Genomic DNA, 17,940 nt, shown 5'->3' on the forward strand with positions numbered 1-17,940 from the left:
TGGGTCAGCTCCCCGTGGGGCGCACGAGCGCGGCGGCGGTGCGCAGCAGGATGCACACGTCCCGCCACAGCGACCAGTCGTCGATGTACGCGTTGTCGAAGCGGGCCCGGTCCTCGATGGAGGTGTCGCCGCGCAGCCCGTTGATCTGGGCCAGACCCGTGATGCCGGCCGGCATCCGGTGGCGGGCGGCGTAGCCGGGGTAGGTCTGGCTGAACCGGGCGACGAAGTAGGGGCGTTCGGGGCGCGGGCCGACCAGGCTCATGTCGCCCCGGAAGACGTTCCACAGCTGGAGCAGTTCGTCCAGCGAGGTGCGCCGCAGGAAGCGGCAGAACCACGGCATCCGGTGTTCGTCCGCCACGCTCCACCGGGTCGCCGACTCGTGCTCGTCGGCCGGCCGGTGCGTGCGGAACTTCAGCAGCGTGAACGGTCTGCCGCCCTGCCCGACGCGCTCCTGCCGGAACAGCACACCGGGGCCGCCCACCACCCGCAGCACCGCCGCGCAGGCCAGCAGCAGGGGGCTCAGCAACAGCAACAGCAGCCCGGACACCGTCACGTCCAGCACCCGCTTGCCCGCACCGCCGGGCCGCCGCGCCGCCGGTTCCAGGCGCCGGCAGGGGAAGGCGGCGATCCGGTCCCCGGCCGGGTAGGGGGCGTGGGCGGGGGTCTCGGCGTCCAGTTCCCACACCGCGCAGCCCGACTCGGCCAGCGCCCGCAGCAACGCCGCCTGCCGGTGACGTACGGAGGGATCCACGGCGGGGGGCGCGGAGGGGTCCACGACGAGGACGTCCCGTACGCCGTTCTGCACGACCGCCCGCCGCACCTCCTCGCCCGTGGACAGCACGGGCAGGCTCGCGGTGCCGCCCGGGTCGCCGGTGACGATCCCGACGGGGTGCATCCCGCAGCGCGGGTGGCGCAGCAGCGCCGACGCCACCCGCTGCGCGGTCGCGGCGGACCCGACGACGAGGGCGGCGCGGGGGCGGTTCCGCAGTGCCGTGCGGTGTCGGTGGTACACGGCGGCCCGGCCGGCGCAGCCCGTCACCGAGTGCAGCAGGACGCCCGCGGCCAGGGTGCGCGCGGACAGCGCGTGCGCCGGAGCGTACGCCGCGACGAGCGCCGCGAGTACCAACCACACCACCGTGATCCGGCCGCACAGGACGGGCAGGTCGTCCAGCGCACCGGACGGCCGCCGGCCCGGGCGCGGGCGGGGGCGCAGCAGTAGCGAAGCGGCCACCAGCACGCCGGTGAGCAGCGGTTGGTGCGGGGTGCCGGTGAGGGCCAGCGTGCCCGGCACGGCCGCCGTGCCGTCCACGACGAGCAGCGGCAGCGGCGAACCCGGCCGCGGTGCGGGCCGCCCGGAGGGCAGCCGGGGGCTCCCGGTGCCGTCGCGCTGGGGCAGCACCGCGACGGGGGAGGAGCCGAGGTCGCGCGACTGGCCGGCGGGGGAGGGGACGGTGCTTTCCGCGGTCACGGGTGGGTGGACTCCCTGCACTCGATGGGCACGACGGCCGACCGGCCCGCGGTTGCGAGCCCGTCGCCGGGGAGGGCGCGCGGCACGGCGGACGGACCTGCGCCGTCGCCGAGTCCGCCGACGACCACGACGGCGCACACCGCGACCGAGGGCCCCGCACCGGCCGCGGGTCCGGCGGCGGCTGTGGGTCCCGTGCCGGCCGCGGGTCCGGCGGCGGCTGTGGGCCTCGCGTCGGCCGTTGGGCTCGCGCTGGTTGTGGGTCCCGCGCTGGTTGTCGGCTCCGCGTGGGCCGTGGGCTTCGCGCCGGGCGCAGGCCCTGCGGCGGCCGCAGGTCCGGCGGCGGCTGTGGGCCTCGCGTCGGCCGTGGGTCCCGTGTCGGCCGTTGGGCTCGCGCTGGTTGTGGGTCCCGCGCTGGCTGTCGGCTCCGCGTGGGCCGTGGGCTTCGCACCGGGCGCAGGCCCCGCGGCGGCCGCGGGTCCGGCGGCGGCTGCGGGGCCCGTGCCGGCCGCAGGCCCCGTGCCGGCCGTGGGTCGTACGTCGCCGAGGAGGTCGTCGTACAGGGCCGTGACCGACGCCGCCGTGTGACGTACGTCGTGGGCCGAGCGGACGTGCGCACGCCCCCGGCGGCCGAGCGACGCGCGCAGTGGCGCGTCGAGGAGGAGCGCGGTGACGGCGGCGGCCAGTGCCGCCGGGGACCCGGGCGGCACCAGGCAGTGCGGTACGAGCGCGGGCGGCAGGCCCTCGCGGGCGCCGTCCACGTCGGTCGCCACCACGGGCCGGCCGCAGGCCATCGCCTCCAGCGGGGCCAGCGCCATGCCCTCCCAGCGCGAGGGCAGGACGACCAGGTCGGCGGCCCGGTACCAGACGGCGGCGTCGGCCACGGTCCCGGCGAAGATCACGGACGCCGGGGCCCGCGCGGCCAGCCGGGCGCGGTCCGGTCCGTCGCCGACGAGGACCAGCCGGGCGCCGGGCACCCGGTCGAGGACCGGCTCCCAGGCGCTCAGCAGGAGATCCTGCCCCTTCTGCCGGCACAGCCGGCCCACGCACACCACCAACGGCGCGTGCGGAGCGATGTCGTGCCGCCGCCGTACCCCGGCCGGGTCGGCCGGGTGCTCGGGGGTGTTCGCGGGCGCGTCGGCGTCGAAGCGGGCCAGGTCGATGCCGTTCGGGATCACCGCCCAGGGCCCGCGCAGCCCGGCCCGTACGCCCCGCAGCCGTTCCGCCTCGCTCACGCACACCGTCCGTGCCGCCCACCGCTCGGCCCACCGTTCCCAGCCGAGCGCGAGGCGCCCGGCGGCACCGCCGACCGCCTCGAACGACCAGGCGTGCGGCTGGAACACGGTCGGGATCCGCCCCCGTACGGCGAGCCGCCCGGCCAGACCGGCCTTCGCACTGTGCGCGTGCACCAGGTCGGGCCGTACCTCCTCGATCACGCGGACGAGCCGCCGTACCTCCGCCGTCACGGCCGGGCCCGGCGAGCGTGTCGCGGGCCAGTTCCGCACGTCGGCGCCCAGCGCGCGCAGCCGGTCGGCGAACTCCCCCTCGGGACAGGCCACGGTGACGCGCAGCCCGGCGGCGAGCTGAGCGCGCGTCAGGTCCGCCACCACCCGGGCTACCCCGCCGTCCACCGGTTGGGTGAGGTGCAGAACCCGTGGCCGTAAGCCGGTCGGTGGCAGGTGCATGCGCGTTTCCTCGCTCACGGAGAATGCTCGGGTCGGGCGGGAACGCGCCCGACCGCGGGGCGTCGGCCGCCACGCGGCATACGGGTGCGTCGAACGGGTGCGTCGAACGGTGTGGGACTCTAGCTGCTATCCGTACTAATACGGCGAAACCGGGTAAGTGTGTTGGATTTGTGAATCCCGCGTTTTTGCGAGATCACCCCTTTGGCGGCACAACTCGGGGCCGTGCCACGCGTTGACACTGCGCCGGGCAGCCGCCCGGATGTGTGTGACAACCCCAAGGAGCACTTCTCCATGTCGCGTATCGCGAAGGGCCTGGCCCTGACCTCCGTCGCCGCCGCCGCGGTGGCGGGCACCGCCGGTGTCGCCGCCGCCGACAGCGGCGCGCAGGCCGCCGCCGCCCACTCCCCGGGCGTCCTGTCCGGCAACGTGGTGCAGGTCCCGGTCCACATCCCGGTCAACGTCTGCGGTAACACCATCGACATCATCGGCCTGCTGAACCCGGCGTTCGGCAACGAGTGCGAGAACGACTGACGTCGGCTGGCAACTCCCCGCACCGGCCGTCCGCACCGCGGTTCCTCCGCGAGCGGGCGGCCGGTTCGCGTTGCCGCGCGGGCGGCGTTCGCTGCCCCGAATGGGGGGACCGCGCGGTGACACGGCGCACGGACCTTGACAGGGCGTCTCAGCAGGCAAGACGCCGAGCGGGGGAACGACGGGCGGGCCGACCGGGTCACCGCTCGGTTGCAGAGCGCCAGGGGCACTTCCACGGTGGGCACAACATCCGACGCACCACCGAAAGGAACCCCCATGCGTCTGCCCGCACGGCGAATCGCCACCTCCGCTCTCTGCGCCGGCCTGCTGATCGGCCTCTCCGGTCCGGCGGTGATGGCGGCCGACGGCGACTCGGTCCGGGAACGCACCCACGCGGCGTCCCGCGCTCCCCTGCCCGACGCCGACGAACTGCAGAGCCAGGTCAGCAGCCTGGCCGGGCTGGGCGGCGTGCTCACGCCCGTCACCGACATGCTCACCGCCATCCTCAAGGCCGACAACGGCCAGCTCTCCGCCGCGGACGCGGAGAAGCTCTCCGCCGCCGTCGAGGACGCCCTCGCCAAGGCCGAGGCCGCCGGCACGGACGCCGCCGACGCGGCGACCACCCCCGGCACCAGCACCCCGGCCCAGCCGCCGGCCGTGACCGCGCCGGAGGCCGGGACCGACACTCCGGTCACGCTGCCGGCGCCCGTCACGGCGCAGAGCGAGGACGGAACCGCGACCGCCTCCGACCTGTCCGCGACCGCGCAGGCCGAGCTGCAGAAGCAGATCGACGCCCTGGTCAAGGCCACCACCTCCGGTACCGCCGACCAGGTGAGCCCCGCCGTCGAGAACGTGATGACCGGCATCGTCAACGTCGTCGCCGCCACGATGGTCGGCAACGGGCTGCCCGCCGCGGACCTCGCCGGCCTGCCCGGCGTGCCCACCGCGCCGGAGGCCACGACTCCCGAGGCCACGACTCCGGAGGCGGCCGTACCGGCGGACCCCTCCTGACGCCGGGCCACCCCGGGCGTCCCGGGCCGTCGCACCTCCGCCACGGAGGCGCGACGGCCCTTTCCGTGTCCGCGGGCCTCGTCCGGTCCGCAGAACCCGTCCGGGGCCGGCGACCTCATCCGGGTCCGCCGTCGTCGTCGTACGAGTCCGCGGGCATCGTCCGGGTCCGGAGATCTCATATGTCTTCCGGACGGCGGAGTTTCCGGGTCCGGCGCAGGTCGTTAGGGAGGGCGTCAGCAATCCCACCGGTGACACGGGTCGCCGAGGAAAGGAACACGATGAAGTCCCTCAAGGCCGCCGCCGTCGTCGCCGGTTCCCTGGTCGCCGCCGGTTCCGCCGTGCCCGCCTTCGCCTACGACGCCTCCGACGCCGCCGCCCTCACGCCCACCAGCCTCAACGGTGCCGTCAACGCGCTGACCGCGGAGCCCATCGACATCATGCCGGTCAAGCACCAGTCGGACGCGCGGTCCAACGCCCTGGACACCGAGAACAAGGAATCCGTGCTGCACACCGTGAAGGGCGCGACCTCCGAACTGAACTCCGCGAACGGCCTGCTGGGCGGTCTCCCGCTGGGCGGCTGAGCCACCGCCCCGCTCCTCGCCGTACCCCTCGTCCCGCCCTCCCGCCCTCCCGTCCGCCCCGAAGCCGTACCCCCGCCTTCTCGAAAGGGACCGTGCCTGTCATGAAGCCGACCACCAGACGAACCCTGGCCGCCGTCGTCACCGGGGTGGCCGCCGCCGTGGGTGCGGCGGTGACTCCCGCCGCCGCGGCCGGCGCGATCCCCGTGCCGGTGCCGCTGGACGGTGCGGAGACGGCCCTCGGCATGGAACTGCCCGAGGTGGCCGGCGAGCTGCCCGTGCCGACCGCGGGCGCCCCGGAAGGCCCGCGGTACGTGGAGGGACGGCTGCTGCCGGAGCGGACGCTGCCGCAGTTGCCGGTGCACGGCGGGCTGCCCGGCGTGGACCTGCGCCAGCCGGTGCCGCACGTCCTCGGCGACGACTTCGACCACGCCGGTGTCGACGCGCCCGCCGCCGAGGTGCGGACCCTGGCGCCGGGGCTGTCCCTGGACGCCCCGCTCACCGCGCCGAACCCCGAGGCCCTGGGCCTGCCGTCGCCGAAGCTGCCCGAGGCCGGCGTGCTCGCCCCGGTGGTCCAGACGGTTCCGGTGGCCGACCTGGGCGTGGGACCGGGCCTGTAGCCCCCTCGGCGGGCCCGCTTCCGGGAGCGGCCGTGCTCCGACTGGCCCTGCGTACGGTGACCGCGGGGCCCGTCGTGCGGTTAGCGGTGCGACCGACGCAACCGGACGAGGAGTGAGCCATGGTGGTCGACGCGGGCACGAGAGCGAACGGCGCGGAGCACGAGCCGCGGTACGCGGTGCGGGGGGAGGGCGCGGCGAGAGGCGGGCCGGCGTCCGCCTCCCGGCGGCAGCTGATGCGGGGGCTGCTCGTGCCGGCCGTCGCCGTCGGCCTGGTGCCGCTGATCGCCGCCTCCCGGCCCGCCGAGGCCCGGGGCGCGGCGGGGCCCGCACACCTCGAGCCGCACACCGCCGGGCCCGTCCGGGACGGCGAGAGCGCCGAGTCCGCCGAGTCCGCCGACAGCGCGGCCTTCGACGAGACCTACCGCGGCCGGCGCATCCGGGGCATCCGCTCCGCCGCGGGGCGGGCCGTGGGCGCCGGCACCTGGCACGTCACCGTGGACGGCCGCCCGCTGCACCTGATGCGCCGGGCCGACGGCAGCTGGCTGAGCATGGTCGACCACTACCGGTCGTACCCCACCCCGCTCGCCGCGGCCCGCGGCGCCGTCGACGAACTCGGCCCCGGCGAGCATCTGCGCGACACGCCGTCGACCGGCCACGGCCAGCACTCCGGGGGGCGGCATGGCGTACACGCGTAAGGACGTCAGCACGCTGACCCGCAGCGAGAAGCGGCGGTTCGTGGGCGCGCTGCTGGAGATCAAACGGCGCGGCGAGTACGACGAGTTCGTGCGCACCCACATCGAGTACTACGTCTCCGACGGCGAGGACGGGCTGCGGACGGCGCACATGGCGCCGTCCTTCCTGCCCTGGCACCGCCGGTTCCTGCTGGACCTGGAGGAGGCGCTGCGCCGGGTGGACGACTCGGTCACCGTGCCGTACTGGGACTGGACGAAGGACCGCGGTACCAAGTCCACGCCCTGGACCGCCGACCTGCTGGGCGGCACCGGGCGGCGTTCCGACCACCGGGTCACCACCGGCCCCTTCGCGTACGCCGAGGGCAACTGGACCATCAAGGAGAACGTCACCGACACCGAGTTCCTCACCCGGGACCTCGGACGCGCCGGCAACCCACTCGACCTGCCCTCGAAGAGCGACCTGGAGTGGGCGCTGGACGACCCGAAGTACGACACCTCGCCCTACGACTCCACGGTCCGCAAGGGGCTCCGCAACAAGCTGGAGGGCTGGGGGGCCGGGCGCGGCAGCGTTTCCTGGCGCAACCACAACCGGGTGCACCGCTGGGTCGGCGGGGCCATGGTGGGCGGCGCCTCCGTCAACGACCCGGTGTTCTGGCTGCACCACGCCTTCATCGACCTGCAGTGGTCCCGCTGGCAGGCCCGCCACCGCGGCGCCCGCTACCTGCCGGCCGAGCCGCCCGGCCGGGGCAGCGCGCAGCGCGGGCGGATCGTCGCACGGCACGAGAAGCTGCCGCCGTGGGACGTGACGCCGGACGAGCTGGAGGACGTCGGCCGGATCTACCGGTACGCCTAGGCGGGTCCGGTCGTCCGGCCCGGACACGGCAGGAGCCCCGGCCGGGAAGGCCGGGGCTCCTCGGGTGCCGGGCGACTCAGCCGCCGTAGCCGCCGCTCTTGTCGCCCTCGTCGTCACCGTTTTCGCAGGCGTTGCCGAAGGCCGGGTTCAGCAGGCCGATGACGTCGATGGTGTTGCCGCAGACGTTGACCGGCACGTGCACCGGGACCTGGACGACGTTGCCGGACAGGACACCGGGCGAGCCGACGGCCGCGCCCTCCGCGCCCGCGTCCGCCATGGCCATGCCGGTGCCGCTGAGCACCACGGCACCGGCGCCGAGGGCGATACCGGCGGCCTTCGCGATGCGAGACATCACGTTCTCCTTCTGACTCGGGGAGCGCGGCGGCAGGACGCGCCGCCGCACTGCCGGTTCAACGCGGCCGGTCGCAGCCGGTCACGGGGGGAATGTGCAGATCACCCTTTTTGAACATGCGGGCCGGTGGCGACGGCGGACGGTCTCCTGCGGGAAGGCGGACGGTCTCCGGCGGGCACGCGGACGGTCTCCGGCGGGCAGGTGGACCGTCTCCGGCGGGCACCCGGACGGTCTCCGGCGGAAAAACCGTTGCCGTGCGCGCCGGTGGGTCCACTAGCCTCCCGGCATGCCGAACGACCGGTCCGACACCTCCGCCAGGGCTTGCGAGCCGCCGTCCGAACCCGCCCAGGCGTCCGCACTGGCCGCACTGGCCGCGCTGCCCGCGCTGTTCGCGGAAGAGAGCCGGGTGCGGGCCTTCGCCGCCGTGGCGCTCGGCGCGGGCGACACCGCGCAGGTGGCCCGGGCGGCCGGCCTCTGTGCGAAGGAGGCGGCCGGTGCGCTGCGCCGGCTGCGGAACCAGGGCGTGGTGACGACCGGCGCCGACGGTGAACTCGTCGTCGCCCACGAACGTTTCCGGGAGCTGGCCCGGGCCGGCCGCCCGGCGCCGCAGGCGGTCCGGGACACCGGCGCGGCGGACGGCGACGGCCCGGTCGGCATCGTCGTGCGGACCTTCGTCAGGGATGGCCGGCTGGTCCGGCTGCCCGCGCGCTGGACGCGCAAGAAGGTGGTGCTGCGGCACATCGCCGAGCAGACCTTCGCGCCCGGCGTGGAGTACCCGGAGCGCACCGTCGACGAGAAGCTGCGCGCCTGGTGCGAGGACGGCGAGGTCGACCATGTGACGCTCCGGCGCTACCTGGTGGACCTCGGCCACCTGCGCCGGAGCGACGGGATCTACTCCCGCCCGGCGGCCTCGGCCGCCCGGACGGGCACCGCCTGAACGTCGTCGTGCCCGCCGGGGGCGGAGCCGGACCCCGCGCCGGGGCCGGAGACACCGCCGGTTCGGACTCGGCCCGGGCGGGCAGCGCCGGAACGGCCCCGCTCCGGGGCTAAAGCCGGACTCCTGCCCCGGAGCCTAAGCCGGGCCCGGAGACACGGGCAGGCGCCGTACGGGGGAGCCCGCGAGGTAGGCCTGGATCGCCTCGACGGCCTGGCCGTAGTACGCGGCGTAGTTGGCGCGCGACACATAGCCCAGGTGGGGTGTCGCGAGCAGGCGCGGGGCGGTACGCACCGGGTGGCCGGCGGGCAGCGGCTCGGTGTCGAAGACGTCCACGCCCGCGCCCGCGATGCGGCCCTCGTGCAGCGCGGCGAGCAGCGCCTCCTGGTCGACGATCGCCGCGCGCGAGGTGTTGACCAGGTAGGCGGTCGGCTTGAGCAGGGCCAGTTCGGCGGGGCCGAGCAGACCGCGCGTGCGCTCGCCGAGCGCCAGGTGGACGGAGACGAAGTCGGCGCTGCGCAGCAGCTCCTCCTTGGAGGGGGCCAGTTCGACGCCGACCTCGTCGGCGCGCTCCCGGGTGAGGTTCTGGCTCCAGGCGCTCACCTCCATGCCGAAGGCCAGGCCGACCCGGGCCACCCGGCTGCCGATCTTGCCCAGGCCCAGCAGTCCGAGCCGGCGGCCGTGCAGGTCGGCGCCCACCGTCCGCTGCCAGGGGCCGCCCTCGCGCACCCCGTTGGCCTCCTCGACGACGCCGCGGGCCAGGCCGAGCAGCAGGGCCCAGGTCAGCTCGACGGGCGGGGTCGAGGAGGAGGCCGTACCGCAGACGGTGACGCCGTGCGCCTCGGCGGCGGCGTAGTCGATCACGCTGTTGCGCATGCCGGAGGCGACGACGAGTTTCAGCCGGGGCAGCCGGGCGATCAACGAGCCGGGGAACGGCACGCGTTCGCGCAGGGTGACCACGATGTCGGCGTCCGCCAGGGCCGCGGCGAGGGCGTCCTCGTCCGGGAAGTGGGTGTCGTACGCGACGACGTCCACCGAGTCCGCCACCGGCGACCAGTCGGCGACCTCGGTCGCCACCCGCTGGTAGTCGTCCAGTACGGCACAGCGCAGTCGCACGGTCGTCGGTCCCTCTCGCCGAAGGGGCAGTGGCGGGCGCCGAGTCTACCGACGTCCGCGGGACCGGGGTCGGTCAGGACTCCCGGCGGAGCAGACCGACGTCGATCGCGCGGTCGGGGTCGGCCCAGACCGCCATGGCGGTGTTCATCGGCAGGCAGCCGAGCCTGCGGTGGAAGGGTTCGGTGCCGGGACTGGCGTAACGGAGGAGCTTCTTGTGGTCCCGCGCCAGCTCCGGCAGCTTGCGGATGATGTCGGACCCGAGCCTGTCCCTGGCGGTCCGGGTGGGCGGCGACATCGGCGATGTAGGCGCAGTCGGCGCCGTTCGGCCAGCGCCCGCCCGGTGCCGACGAGCGTGTCACCGGCGCGGACGAAGAAGACCGAGACCGCCGGTGACGAGCTGACCTGCCGGCAGATCGCCGCCGCCTTCACCGCCCTCGACGGTGTCCCGACCCGCTTCGAGCGGCAGCCGCTCGACGAACTGAGCGGCTTCGCGGCCGAGCTGGCAGCCATGTTCGACTGGCTCGGCACCCGACTCGGTCGGCGACGGCGCGTACTACGTCTGCTCGGCGCCGTACTTCAACCGGATCGTCGGGACTGTCCCGACGCGGATCGGCGCCGCCCCCACCCTCGGCTGGGCCGCGGGGGCCGTCGGGCCGCTTCCGCACTGTTCGGCCGACCGCCCGTCGCGTCGCTCACCACCCCGGCTGCGGAAGGCGTACCCGCCGGCGCGGTCGGCGTCTGCCCGGCGGCCCGGGCGCCGCTGCGGAACGACGGGTGCCGCCGACGGCAGCATTGTGGCGCCCCCGGCAGGACTCGAACCTGCGGCCAAGCGCTTAGAAGGCGCCTGCTCCACTAGCCCGAGGTGCTGTGACAAACGCCGAGCTTAGAGACGTGGATGAAGCCGGTCAACGCACGCCCAGACGGCACAAGCACCTGACCATGAACACCCTGGAACAGGCGCTTCACCGCCCTGAGCAGGGGATATGGCAGCTCTGAGGCGAGCCACAGAATCACAGGCCACAGAGAGCGCAGACCTCGGTTGGCGGCCTTCACAGACACCCTCTCGGGGGGATCTATCCACCCCCACTCACGCACGCACCCGACACGGCCAACCGGCCCTATCCCTCACACCTGCCCCACACCCTCCGGCGACTCAGACAGCCGTCTCGTCCATCCCATCGCCCGGAGCTTCGACCCTCACACCGTCCGGCCCCATCCAGTACCCCAGGTACTCCCCGCTCTCCTCATCGAACACAGGCAGGGGCTTGGAGAAGTCCAGGACCACCCTCTTGTTCTGCTGCGCCACGGTTCCCCGCTCCTCTCGTCTCGCCCCCGACCCTTCGTCGGGGGCTCTCGCCAGGACCAGCCCAGCACCACACCAACCATGCTCAATCGATCGAGTGGCGCAACCACCTACCCAGCGTGACGACTCCCCGCCTCATGATCGGTCGCTGTCCCAGGAGCGTAGAAACGAAGCGTAGAAACGTGCCCCACGTTGGGGCGTAGAAAGGGCGTAGAAATCTACGCCCAACAACCGTAGATCTACGCGTAGAAGAGATCTTTCTACGCTTCGTTTCTACGGTCATTCCTGCACGTCAGAGGCGTAGAAGCTCTCTTTCTACGTCTCTGCGTGCGTGTGCTCTTTAAGAGCACACACGCAGACGCAATGAGCGACGACAGACAGCAGAAGATCAATAGGAGTTCATGCGTGCGGAATACGCGAGCACGCGCACGACAGGGCTACGACCCGACACGGCACAGAACAGCCGGCGAGTATCGCTCGCGCTCACACACGAGAGCGACGACAGAGCGCAGACACACGCGTTAGGAGCGTCTGAGCACGTCTCAGGAGCTCCAACACACTCAGTGCGTCAGTCTGTGCGCGCAACTCGTCACAACGCCCGAGAACGCGTCACAGAGCTTCGACCGCCAGAAAGCCCCGACCCGAGCACTCCATGAGTGCCGCTTCGGGCCGAGGCTTCCGACTGGTAGCGCGTGATCAGGCAGGGACTGCCCAGCGCTGCGAGGCTCGCTCGGGCCACTCGATCACCCTCGGCGCTGGCGGCAGACCCAGCTCCCGACGGGTGGTCTGCCACAGCCGCGCGCACTTCTCGATGTAGTCCGGCGCGGTGGGGTCCAGCTTCCGCATCCCCCGACGGACCTTGTCGCGCAGGACCATATTCAAGGCTTCCTCTGTGGACACTTGCCGCTCCTTGGTTCCTCACTTGCCTTAACGACTGTGCGCAGCACAGTAAGTGCCACTTTGCGGCTCGACAATCGGCGGCTATTCGAGCGGCGTTACCGTCGGCACGTGGATGAGGTTGCCCTCTGAGTTCTGCCCCACAACTCCCGCGCGCCGCAGCTTGGAGATGTTGTCCCGGATATCGGCGTTGTGGCGGACATCCTCCACGTCCGGCTTCGCCCCTCGCAGCTCATCGAGGATGGCCACGCCCCACTCCTTGCGAGTGAGGCCGTCTTCGCCCGCCGCCGCCAGCAGACGCTCAGCAATGGCGCGGGTGGAGTTGCCTTCAATGGCCGCCGCTCGCTCCTGCGGGCTGGTGTGGTGCGTCCCGGTCGGCTCCTCGGCCGTGACACGGACGCTCATCGTGTCGCCGTCACCCGTCGAGCTGTCCATGACCAGGTATCCGACCGGCTCCTTGCCCTTCCGGAATCCGGTCTTTCCCTTGTTGTCCTTGGCCAGGTATAGAGCCGAGTAACCCCAGTCCCCGCCCACACCATCCCGGATCGGAGCGAGGCGGTAGGCCGCGCCCTGGAACTTGTCCAGCTTGCTGTGGTGGCCACTCGGCCGATCCTGCGCATTGGCGCTGAGGCCCACGTGGTCAATGGCGATGCCGGTCATCTCCGGGTTCGCATCGCGGTAAGGATCGAAGTAGGTGGTAACCACGTCGCTCATGGCGTCCGCGTCATTGGGGTTGAGGCCCAAGAGTTTCATGCACGGATTGACCGAGTCGAGGATGACCAGAGCCGGGTCGTCCTCCTCGCTATCGAATGGCGACCAGCCCTTGGTGACCTTGATGGGGCGGAAGTAGTAGTCGGCCAGAATCTGGTGCACGCCCTGTCGGACCAGCATGGCCCGGAGTTCTTCCTCCGTCATGTCCTCGAAGGTGAGCCACACCACCGGCTGTGAGTTCATGACGTACTCGGCTGCCACGTGCAGGAGAAGGGTCGTCTTGCCCGAGCCGCCCTTGCCGAACAGGTAATTGAGCTTGGCGCGGTAGAACAGAGCGCGGGCGCTGTCCGCGAACCGGCCGACATCGACACGGATATCCGCCGTGGTCTCTTGGAGTTCCTTTCGGCGATCCGCGTTGTAGCGGTCGTTTGCTTTCCGGATCAGCCAACCCGGCGGCAGGGTCGGACACGACTCATAGTCCAACACCCCATCGGTTTCCGCTGGAGAGATGGGTCGCTCCAACTTGATCTCCTCCAGGTAGCCAGCCGTGAGCAACTCCTGAGCAAGAACCTTCTCCACCGCCGACGGCGGATCCTGCTCGTACTGCTGCTCCCAGTAAGCGCGCTTAGCCTCGTACTCCTTCACGGCATTGCGGTACCGCTCAACGGTCAGCGCTTGTTCGTGGGCCTCGTTCACCTGGGTTCGGGTGATGAAATTGAACCCGCCAGGCTTCGTGTCGTCGGGGAAGGCGTAGACGTCCTCACCGGGAGACTCATCGTCGTTTCCCACGCCATTTGCGCGTGCGCTATCGTCGTGATTGGTTCTCATGATTTACCTTCCTTGACGGGATGGTGTGGTGAATAGGGCGGAGTTGCCGGGCTCCGCCCTATTCCTTTTCCCGGCCACCCCGATAGCGCGGGCAATTGATGAGCTGGTCCCGCGACATGTCGTGAGCGCACTCGGCGTGATGGGCGCGCATCTCCATGCACAGCCGCGCATAGTACAGCGTCTGCGGGTGGGTGCAGTCTGCGTGCCGCTGGGCATCCCGGCACATGTGACGCTCCTCCCGCGTGTTCCCGTGGTCGCAACCCGCGTGGCTGATGATCCGCCTGGTCATAATGACCTCCATTTCAGAGCCGAACAGCCTCGTGCCGAACACTGTATTCGTCGGTAATCCCGCGCATTCAAATGAGTCGGCTCACCGAAAAATGTGACACTCGTCACATGCGCAACCGATCTTGAAATATCGCCCTCCTGAGTCCCCTGCCATTCCTGGGTATCGCTAGGCGGACTTGATTGTTCGCGGCAGGTCTGACCGTGCATTACTCGAATGAGTGACACATTCCCCGCGACCCGCAGGACGGTTTTTCAGAAGCTGCAAATGGGTCTTAGCGTTCTCGTCGTCAAAGTCAGACGCACCAATCAGGAGAATTGATATGGCCCAGCGTGTGCCCGCCGAGTACCTGGAAGCGTGGATGAACGGCCCCACGACTGAATATCCGTTCCACCTCTGGACCGACGGCGCTACGTGGCGAGCGGTGGAAGGCCACGACTTCCAGACGGACCCCGGAACGTTCCTGGATGAACTCCGCGTCCACGGGTCCAAGTTCGGCCTCTCCGTCAAGGCCGTGATGGTTCCCAAGCACGAGGACAAGGACGGCCAGGTCGTCATCTTCCGATACGAGGCGGCCAAGGACGAGTGGGACGAGGAAGACGACTGACCGGAGCAGAGAAAGTCAAAGGGGACGCTATAGCCCGCAGAACGGGCTATAGCGTCTTTTGCGTGACTACGCGACGAGACCCTTATGAGCGGTTCCTTTCCAAGGTGGAGATAGACGGGGAAACAGGCTGCTGGGTGTGGACCGATGCCAAGACCAGGACGGGTTATGGCCGCTTTCGGACGAACGGCAGGATGGTCATGGCCCACCGCTGGAGCCTGGAGCAGAAACTAGGGCGGGAGCTGGAACCGGAAGAAGTGGCCCGTCACATGTGCCACACCCGCCCATGCGTGAACCCCGCTCATCTCGAACCTGGCTCGAAGGCCGATAATGCGCAGGACACACTCAATCGCAAGAGGGAGCAAGGTTGGCGGGGTCCTGAGTCGAAAAGCTACAGCGACCGTGGCGGCCCGCACGCGAATTGTGGCCACGAGAACAGCAAAGCCGCCCGGGCCCGTTGCCGTAAGGAGAGTGGCGCGAAACGGGATTACACCCGTCGAACCACTGACTACGACCGGTTCATGTTGTACGTGGATTCCGAGACCACCCCCGACGGTTGTCACTCTTGGACGGGGTATTTGGACCCCACTGGGTACGGCTACTTCAAGGTCTCTTCTAAGGCCAGGGGTGCGCGCACTGTCAAGGCCACCCGCTGGCTCATGGGTCATCTCCGGGGCAGGGAGCTAGCGCGGAATGAGGTGGTCCTACACCTCTGTGACAACACGGCCTGTGTCCGCCATGAACACCTCCTCGTCGGTACCCACGAGGAAAACATGGCTGACATGGTTGCCAAGGGGCGGTCGCGCAATGGGCGAGAGAACCAAACCCACTGTAGGAATGGCCACGAATACTCACCCGACAACACTCGGGTGAGTGAGTCAGGCGCGCGGAGGTGTATTACTTGCAAGCGAGAGGGAGCTAGCAGGAGGCGGGCCGAGGCACGTACTGCCCCCACTCAATAATGCCGGACAAAAGCGAGTGACGCGCGTTCACTCGCGCGCTCTCGCGTCTCGACACAGAGCACGCGTTAGGAGCGCCTGAGCGCGTCTCTTGGGAGCTGAGAGCACGTCGTGAGTGTCTGTCATCGCTCACGCTCTCTTGGCTCCCGAGACGCGCTCTCAGCGTCTCGACAGACAGCCGGCGCTTAGGCGGAGTCCGAGACCAGCTCTGCCTGCTCGATGTTGCGGATCAGATTCCGTTGCCACGGCTTCATAGAGGCCCACGACTCGTCAGTGAATCCGAACCGGTTGAGACTCGCGGCCGCACGCTCGGGCGTCTGGTCCTCTGCCATCAGGCCGGAATCAGGAATAGCCCAGAAGGTGCAGTGACGGGGAGGGATGCCGTCTTCCTCAATCACCGCTGGATCGTGGACCCGGATAATTTCGCCCACCAGCTCCAATAGGCGCAGGTGTCGCATAGCCAGCCGACACGACTTCTTGTTACCCGCCCCACGGATACACGAGACGGCCACGTCGTATGTGCTCGGAAGGCTCCACCGTTCACCCGCTGCGCCTGCCCGGAACTCTTCTCTCACGTAGTCCAGAACACGGGTGGTCACGTGAGTTGGGTTCCAAGGGGCATTGTCCCAGGAGTACGACTGCGACGACGTCTCGGGCTGGTGTGGGACATAGCCGTCGTTCTCTAGCTCCGCAATGGCCTCGTCAAGCCATGAGCCAGAAGCGGACACCGTCATGATTTATCCTGCGAATCCCTGCCATGAGACCCAGTGGAGAATGGTCTCCGTCTCATCGGTCCGGTAGATAAAGGCTGTGAACCCGCTTTGCGAGGAGAAGCGGTAACCGACCTCTTGGACCCGAGTCCACGGATAAGCCGAGTGGGCCGTCAGTAGGACGGTGGGCTCGGGAGCGACCTCGGCGTGATTGGTCTTGACCTCAATGGCCGTTGACTCATTCGCCCGAGGGTTGATGGCGAGAGCCCCAAACAAGATGTTGGCCGCCGATAGGACACCCGATACCACAAGGTCGTCATTGATCTTGATGGTCACTCTCGACTCCTCCCGCGGATTCGGTTACGTGAAAGCCGGTGGGTGTGGTGCGAACACGGGAGTTCAAGCACCACACCCACCGGCTGTTTCCTGGTGCACCAGTCCAGGATTCCCGGGATACCCAACCGGGAGTTGAGAGGGCTGGTGTGGGAGAGATCATTACGGGTGGCTCCCACACCAGCCCGGTTTGTGTGCCGCTAGGCGGCGACCCAGCGTGCGCGGCCTCGCTCGGACATGGTGTCGAGACCCAACAGGCCCTCGTCGTACAGGCCCTGGATGATCTCGTCCATGTCGTCGCAACCGGTCCTCGGGAACTGGGCGTGCAGCTCGGCGCTGGTCAGACCCTCCGGCTTCTTCCGGAGAGCGCGGAGCACGGTCTCCCGGCTCGCAGCCTTCGCCCTCTTGGCAGGCGTCGCGGCCTTCGTCATGATCCCTCCAGGAAGACCCGCTGATAGGTCTTCTCGCGGCCGACGATCCGGATGCGACCGGCTTCGAGTAGGCGGGCTAGAGCGGCCTCGACCCAGCTCGTTTCCACGTCGTTGAACCCGCCGATGACGCGCGTCAGATAGAGCCCGCCGTCTTCCTTGCGGTGGTTGCGGACATAGAGGAGAACCCGCGTCTCCAGTTCCGGCAGAAGGTCGGCAGGCATCACACTGCCGCCTCGATCGCGGCCAGGACGCGGGCGATGGTCGTGCCCTCGACGGTGTCCACCTTCTGGTCGTAGTTGGTCGGCGAGACGGTGACGCTCTCGGGACCGGAAGCCGTCGGCTGACCGGCCTTGACTCGTCCGGCGTTGTAGATGTTCCGGTAGTCCCCCCGGCAACTGGCCCGGGCGCCCATCGCCATCAGGGAGTTGAAGTCGTCCAGGTCCATCGTGATGTTGGCCATTGTGGGCCTCCGTTTCGGGAAGTAGGTGTGTGGTGCAGTCGGCGAGCCGGCGGTTAGGCGCCGGGCTTGTTCAGCTCGGCCATCAGCGCGGCGACCTGGCGGGCGGTCCAGCCCTCGGCGCGCTTCTTGCGCTCGGCCCGTGCCTGCGCGTCGCGCTTGAGGATGGCCTCCGTACGGAGGGTCTCGTTCTCGCGCCGGGTGTACTCCCGCATCTGCTCGTCCACCTTGCGGCGGCTCTCGGCCTCGCGGGCCTCGCGGTCCTCCTTCTGGATCTGCGCTCGGGCGCGGTCCAGGGGGAGCTCCATGTACCCGTCCCGCTGCCACGAGAAGCGGTCGTCTTCGCGGGCCGCGATCTCCTTGGCGCGCTTCGTGACGCGGGCCTCGAACGCCTCCTGTGCGCGGAAGTTGCGGAGGTTGTGCTCGGCCCGCTCGCGCCGGATGTCACGCTCGGAACCCCCGCGCATGGCGTCCATGATCTCCTGGGACCTCGGGTCCACGGGCGGCTCGGACACCTCGGGCGCCTGGCCGGTGGACACCTCCCCGCGCATCTGGGCCATGAGCTTTTCGGACGTGCTGTCGGCCAT

At 70.4% G+C, this 17,940-nt stretch carries 22 protein-coding genes and 1 pseudogene; 9 read left to right on the forward strand and 14 right to left on the reverse strand.

Annotated features, from left to right (window positions below; all coding sequences use genetic code 11):
- Positions 1-4: 4 nt before the first annotated feature.
- Together NI25_RS25510 and NI25_RS25515 are read right to left on the reverse strand one after the other, a co-directional pair.
- Positions 5-1,468 (reverse strand): sugar transferase, encoded by a 1,464-nt coding sequence (locus NI25_RS25510; RefSeq protein ID WP_061444676.1) that lies wholly within the window; start codon positions 1,466-1,468, stop codon positions 5-7.
- Between the two features lie 422 nt (positions 1,469-1,890).
- Positions 1,891-3,150: pseudogene (locus NI25_RS25515) on the reverse strand (glycosyltransferase); the annotation flags it as partial.
- A 291-nt stretch (positions 3,151-3,441) separates the two neighbouring features.
- On the opposite strand from NI25_RS25515, the gene chpG reads away from it, so the two are divergent.
- The 6 genes from chpG to NI25_RS25545 all read left to right on the forward strand — a co-directional run bounded on the left by chpG (position 3,442) and on the right by NI25_RS25545 (position 7,432).
- The gene (gene chpG / locus NI25_RS25520) at positions 3,442-3,681 is read left to right on the forward strand and encodes a chaplin ChpG (protein WP_030179666.1); all 240 of its coding nucleotides are present in this window, start codon (positions 3,442-3,444) and stop codon (positions 3,679-3,681) included.
- A gap of 273 nt (positions 3,682-3,954) precedes the next feature.
- Complete coding sequence (locus NI25_RS25525) at positions 3,955-4,689, forward strand: hypothetical protein (protein ID WP_061444677.1); 735 nt, start codon at positions 3,955-3,957, stop codon at positions 4,687-4,689.
- Between the two features lie 278 nt (positions 4,690-4,967).
- Positions 4,968-5,270, forward strand: a complete 303-nt coding sequence (locus NI25_RS25530) for a hypothetical protein (RefSeq protein ID WP_061444678.1) — start codon at positions 4,968-4,970, stop codon at positions 5,268-5,270.
- Between the two features lie 101 nt (positions 5,271-5,371).
- The gene (locus tag NI25_RS25535; protein WP_061444679.1) at positions 5,372-5,887 is read left to right on the forward strand and encodes a hypothetical protein; all 516 of its coding nucleotides are present in this window, start codon (positions 5,372-5,374) and stop codon (positions 5,885-5,887) included.
- 119 nt (positions 5,888-6,006) lie between these two features.
- Positions 6,007-6,582: a tyrosinase family oxidase copper chaperone gene (locus tag NI25_RS25540; RefSeq protein ID WP_061444680.1), complete on the forward strand. Its 576-nt coding sequence runs from the start codon at positions 6,007-6,009 to the stop codon at positions 6,580-6,582.
- A complete protein-coding gene (locus NI25_RS25545; RefSeq protein WP_061444681.1) occupies positions 6,566-7,432 on the forward strand; it encodes a tyrosinase family protein in 867 nt (288 codons plus the stop codon). The genes NI25_RS25540 and NI25_RS25545 overlap by 17 nt, the downstream gene beginning before the upstream one ends.
- A 76-nt stretch (positions 7,433-7,508) precedes the next feature.
- Here the strand turns inward: NI25_RS25545 and chpF are convergent, their stop codons facing one another.
- Positions 7,509-7,784 carry a chaplin ChpF gene (chpF, locus tag NI25_RS25550; protein WP_061444682.1) on the reverse strand — a complete coding sequence of 92 codons (276 nt, stop codon included), beginning with the start codon at positions 7,782-7,784 and terminating at the stop codon, positions 7,509-7,511.
- 286 nt (positions 7,785-8,070) lie between these two features.
- Between chpF and NI25_RS25555 the strand changes: the two genes are divergently transcribed.
- Positions 8,071-8,721, forward strand: a complete 651-nt coding sequence (locus NI25_RS25555) for a DUF2087 domain-containing protein (RefSeq protein ID WP_078884730.1) — start codon at positions 8,071-8,073, stop codon at positions 8,719-8,721.
- A 135-nt stretch (positions 8,722-8,856) separates the two neighbouring features.
- Here NI25_RS25555 and NI25_RS25560 read toward each other — a convergent pair whose 3' ends face one another.
- From NI25_RS25560 to NI25_RS25580, 5 genes are all read right to left on the reverse strand, one after another.
- Entirely contained in the window at positions 8,857-9,834 is a 978-nt protein-coding gene (locus NI25_RS25560) for a D-2-hydroxyacid dehydrogenase family protein (RefSeq protein ID WP_061444683.1), read from the reverse strand.
- A 73-nt stretch (positions 9,835-9,907) separates the two neighbouring features.
- Complete coding sequence (locus NI25_RS25565) at positions 9,908-10,129, reverse strand: hypothetical protein (protein ID WP_061444684.1); 222 nt, start codon at positions 10,127-10,129, stop codon at positions 9,908-9,910.
- Between the two features lie 858 nt (positions 10,130-10,987).
- Entirely contained in the window at positions 10,988-11,140 is a 153-nt protein-coding gene (locus NI25_RS39495; protein WP_158508464.1) for a hypothetical protein, read from the reverse strand.
- A 693-nt stretch (positions 11,141-11,833) separates the two neighbouring features.
- Positions 11,834-12,037 carry a hypothetical protein gene (locus NI25_RS25575; protein WP_061444685.1) on the reverse strand — a complete coding sequence of 68 codons (204 nt, stop codon included), beginning with the start codon at positions 12,035-12,037 and terminating at the stop codon, positions 11,834-11,836.
- An 81-nt stretch (positions 12,038-12,118) separates the two neighbouring features.
- Complete coding sequence (locus NI25_RS25580; protein ID WP_107071844.1) at positions 12,119-13,573, reverse strand: AAA family ATPase; 1,455 nt, start codon at positions 13,571-13,573, stop codon at positions 12,119-12,121.
- Positions 13,574-14,181: 608 nt separating this feature from the next.
- Here NI25_RS25580 and NI25_RS25590 point away from each other — a divergent pair.
- A complete protein-coding gene (locus NI25_RS25590) occupies positions 14,182-14,466 on the forward strand; it encodes a hypothetical protein (protein ID WP_061444688.1) in 285 nt (94 codons plus the stop codon).
- Positions 14,467-15,122: 656 nt separating this feature from the next.
- The gene (locus NI25_RS40800) at positions 15,123-15,425 is read left to right on the forward strand and encodes an HNH endonuclease (protein WP_420710813.1); all 303 of its coding nucleotides are present in this window, start codon (positions 15,123-15,125) and stop codon (positions 15,423-15,425) included.
- A 182-nt stretch (positions 15,426-15,607) separates the two neighbouring features.
- On the opposite strand, the gene NI25_RS39275 is transcribed toward NI25_RS40800, so the two are convergent.
- From NI25_RS39275 to NI25_RS25620, 6 genes are all read right to left on the reverse strand, one after another.
- Positions 15,608-16,156 (reverse strand): hypothetical protein, encoded by a 549-nt coding sequence (locus tag NI25_RS39275; protein WP_148315156.1) that lies wholly within the window; start codon positions 16,154-16,156, stop codon positions 15,608-15,610.
- Positions 16,157-16,159: 3 nt separating this feature from the next.
- On the reverse strand, positions 16,160-16,468 hold the full coding sequence (locus NI25_RS25600; RefSeq protein ID WP_061444690.1) for a hypothetical protein: 309 nt from the start codon (positions 16,466-16,468) through the stop codon (positions 16,160-16,162).
- Positions 16,469-16,665: 197 nt separating this feature from the next.
- Positions 16,666-16,896 carry a hypothetical protein gene (locus NI25_RS25605; RefSeq protein WP_061444691.1) on the reverse strand — a complete coding sequence of 77 codons (231 nt, stop codon included), beginning with the start codon at positions 16,894-16,896 and terminating at the stop codon, positions 16,666-16,668.
- The gene (locus tag NI25_RS25610) at positions 16,893-17,117 is read right to left on the reverse strand and encodes a hypothetical protein (RefSeq protein ID WP_148315157.1); all 225 of its coding nucleotides are present in this window, start codon (positions 17,115-17,117) and stop codon (positions 16,893-16,895) included. The genes NI25_RS25605 and NI25_RS25610 overlap by 4 nt, the downstream gene beginning before the upstream one ends.
- On the reverse strand, positions 17,117-17,356 hold the full coding sequence (locus tag NI25_RS25615; protein WP_061444693.1) for a hypothetical protein: 240 nt from the start codon (positions 17,354-17,356) through the stop codon (positions 17,117-17,119). The genes NI25_RS25610 and NI25_RS25615 overlap by 1 nt, the downstream gene beginning before the upstream one ends.
- Before the next feature lie 53 nt (positions 17,357-17,409).
- A complete protein-coding gene (locus NI25_RS25620) occupies positions 17,410-17,940 on the reverse strand; it encodes a hypothetical protein (RefSeq protein WP_061444694.1) in 531 nt (176 codons plus the stop codon).

Origin of the sequence: Streptomyces sp. CCM_MD2014, from assembly GCF_000772045.1 — a bacterium.
GTDB lineage: Bacteria > Actinomycetota > Actinomycetes > Streptomycetales > Streptomycetaceae > Streptomyces > Streptomyces salinarius.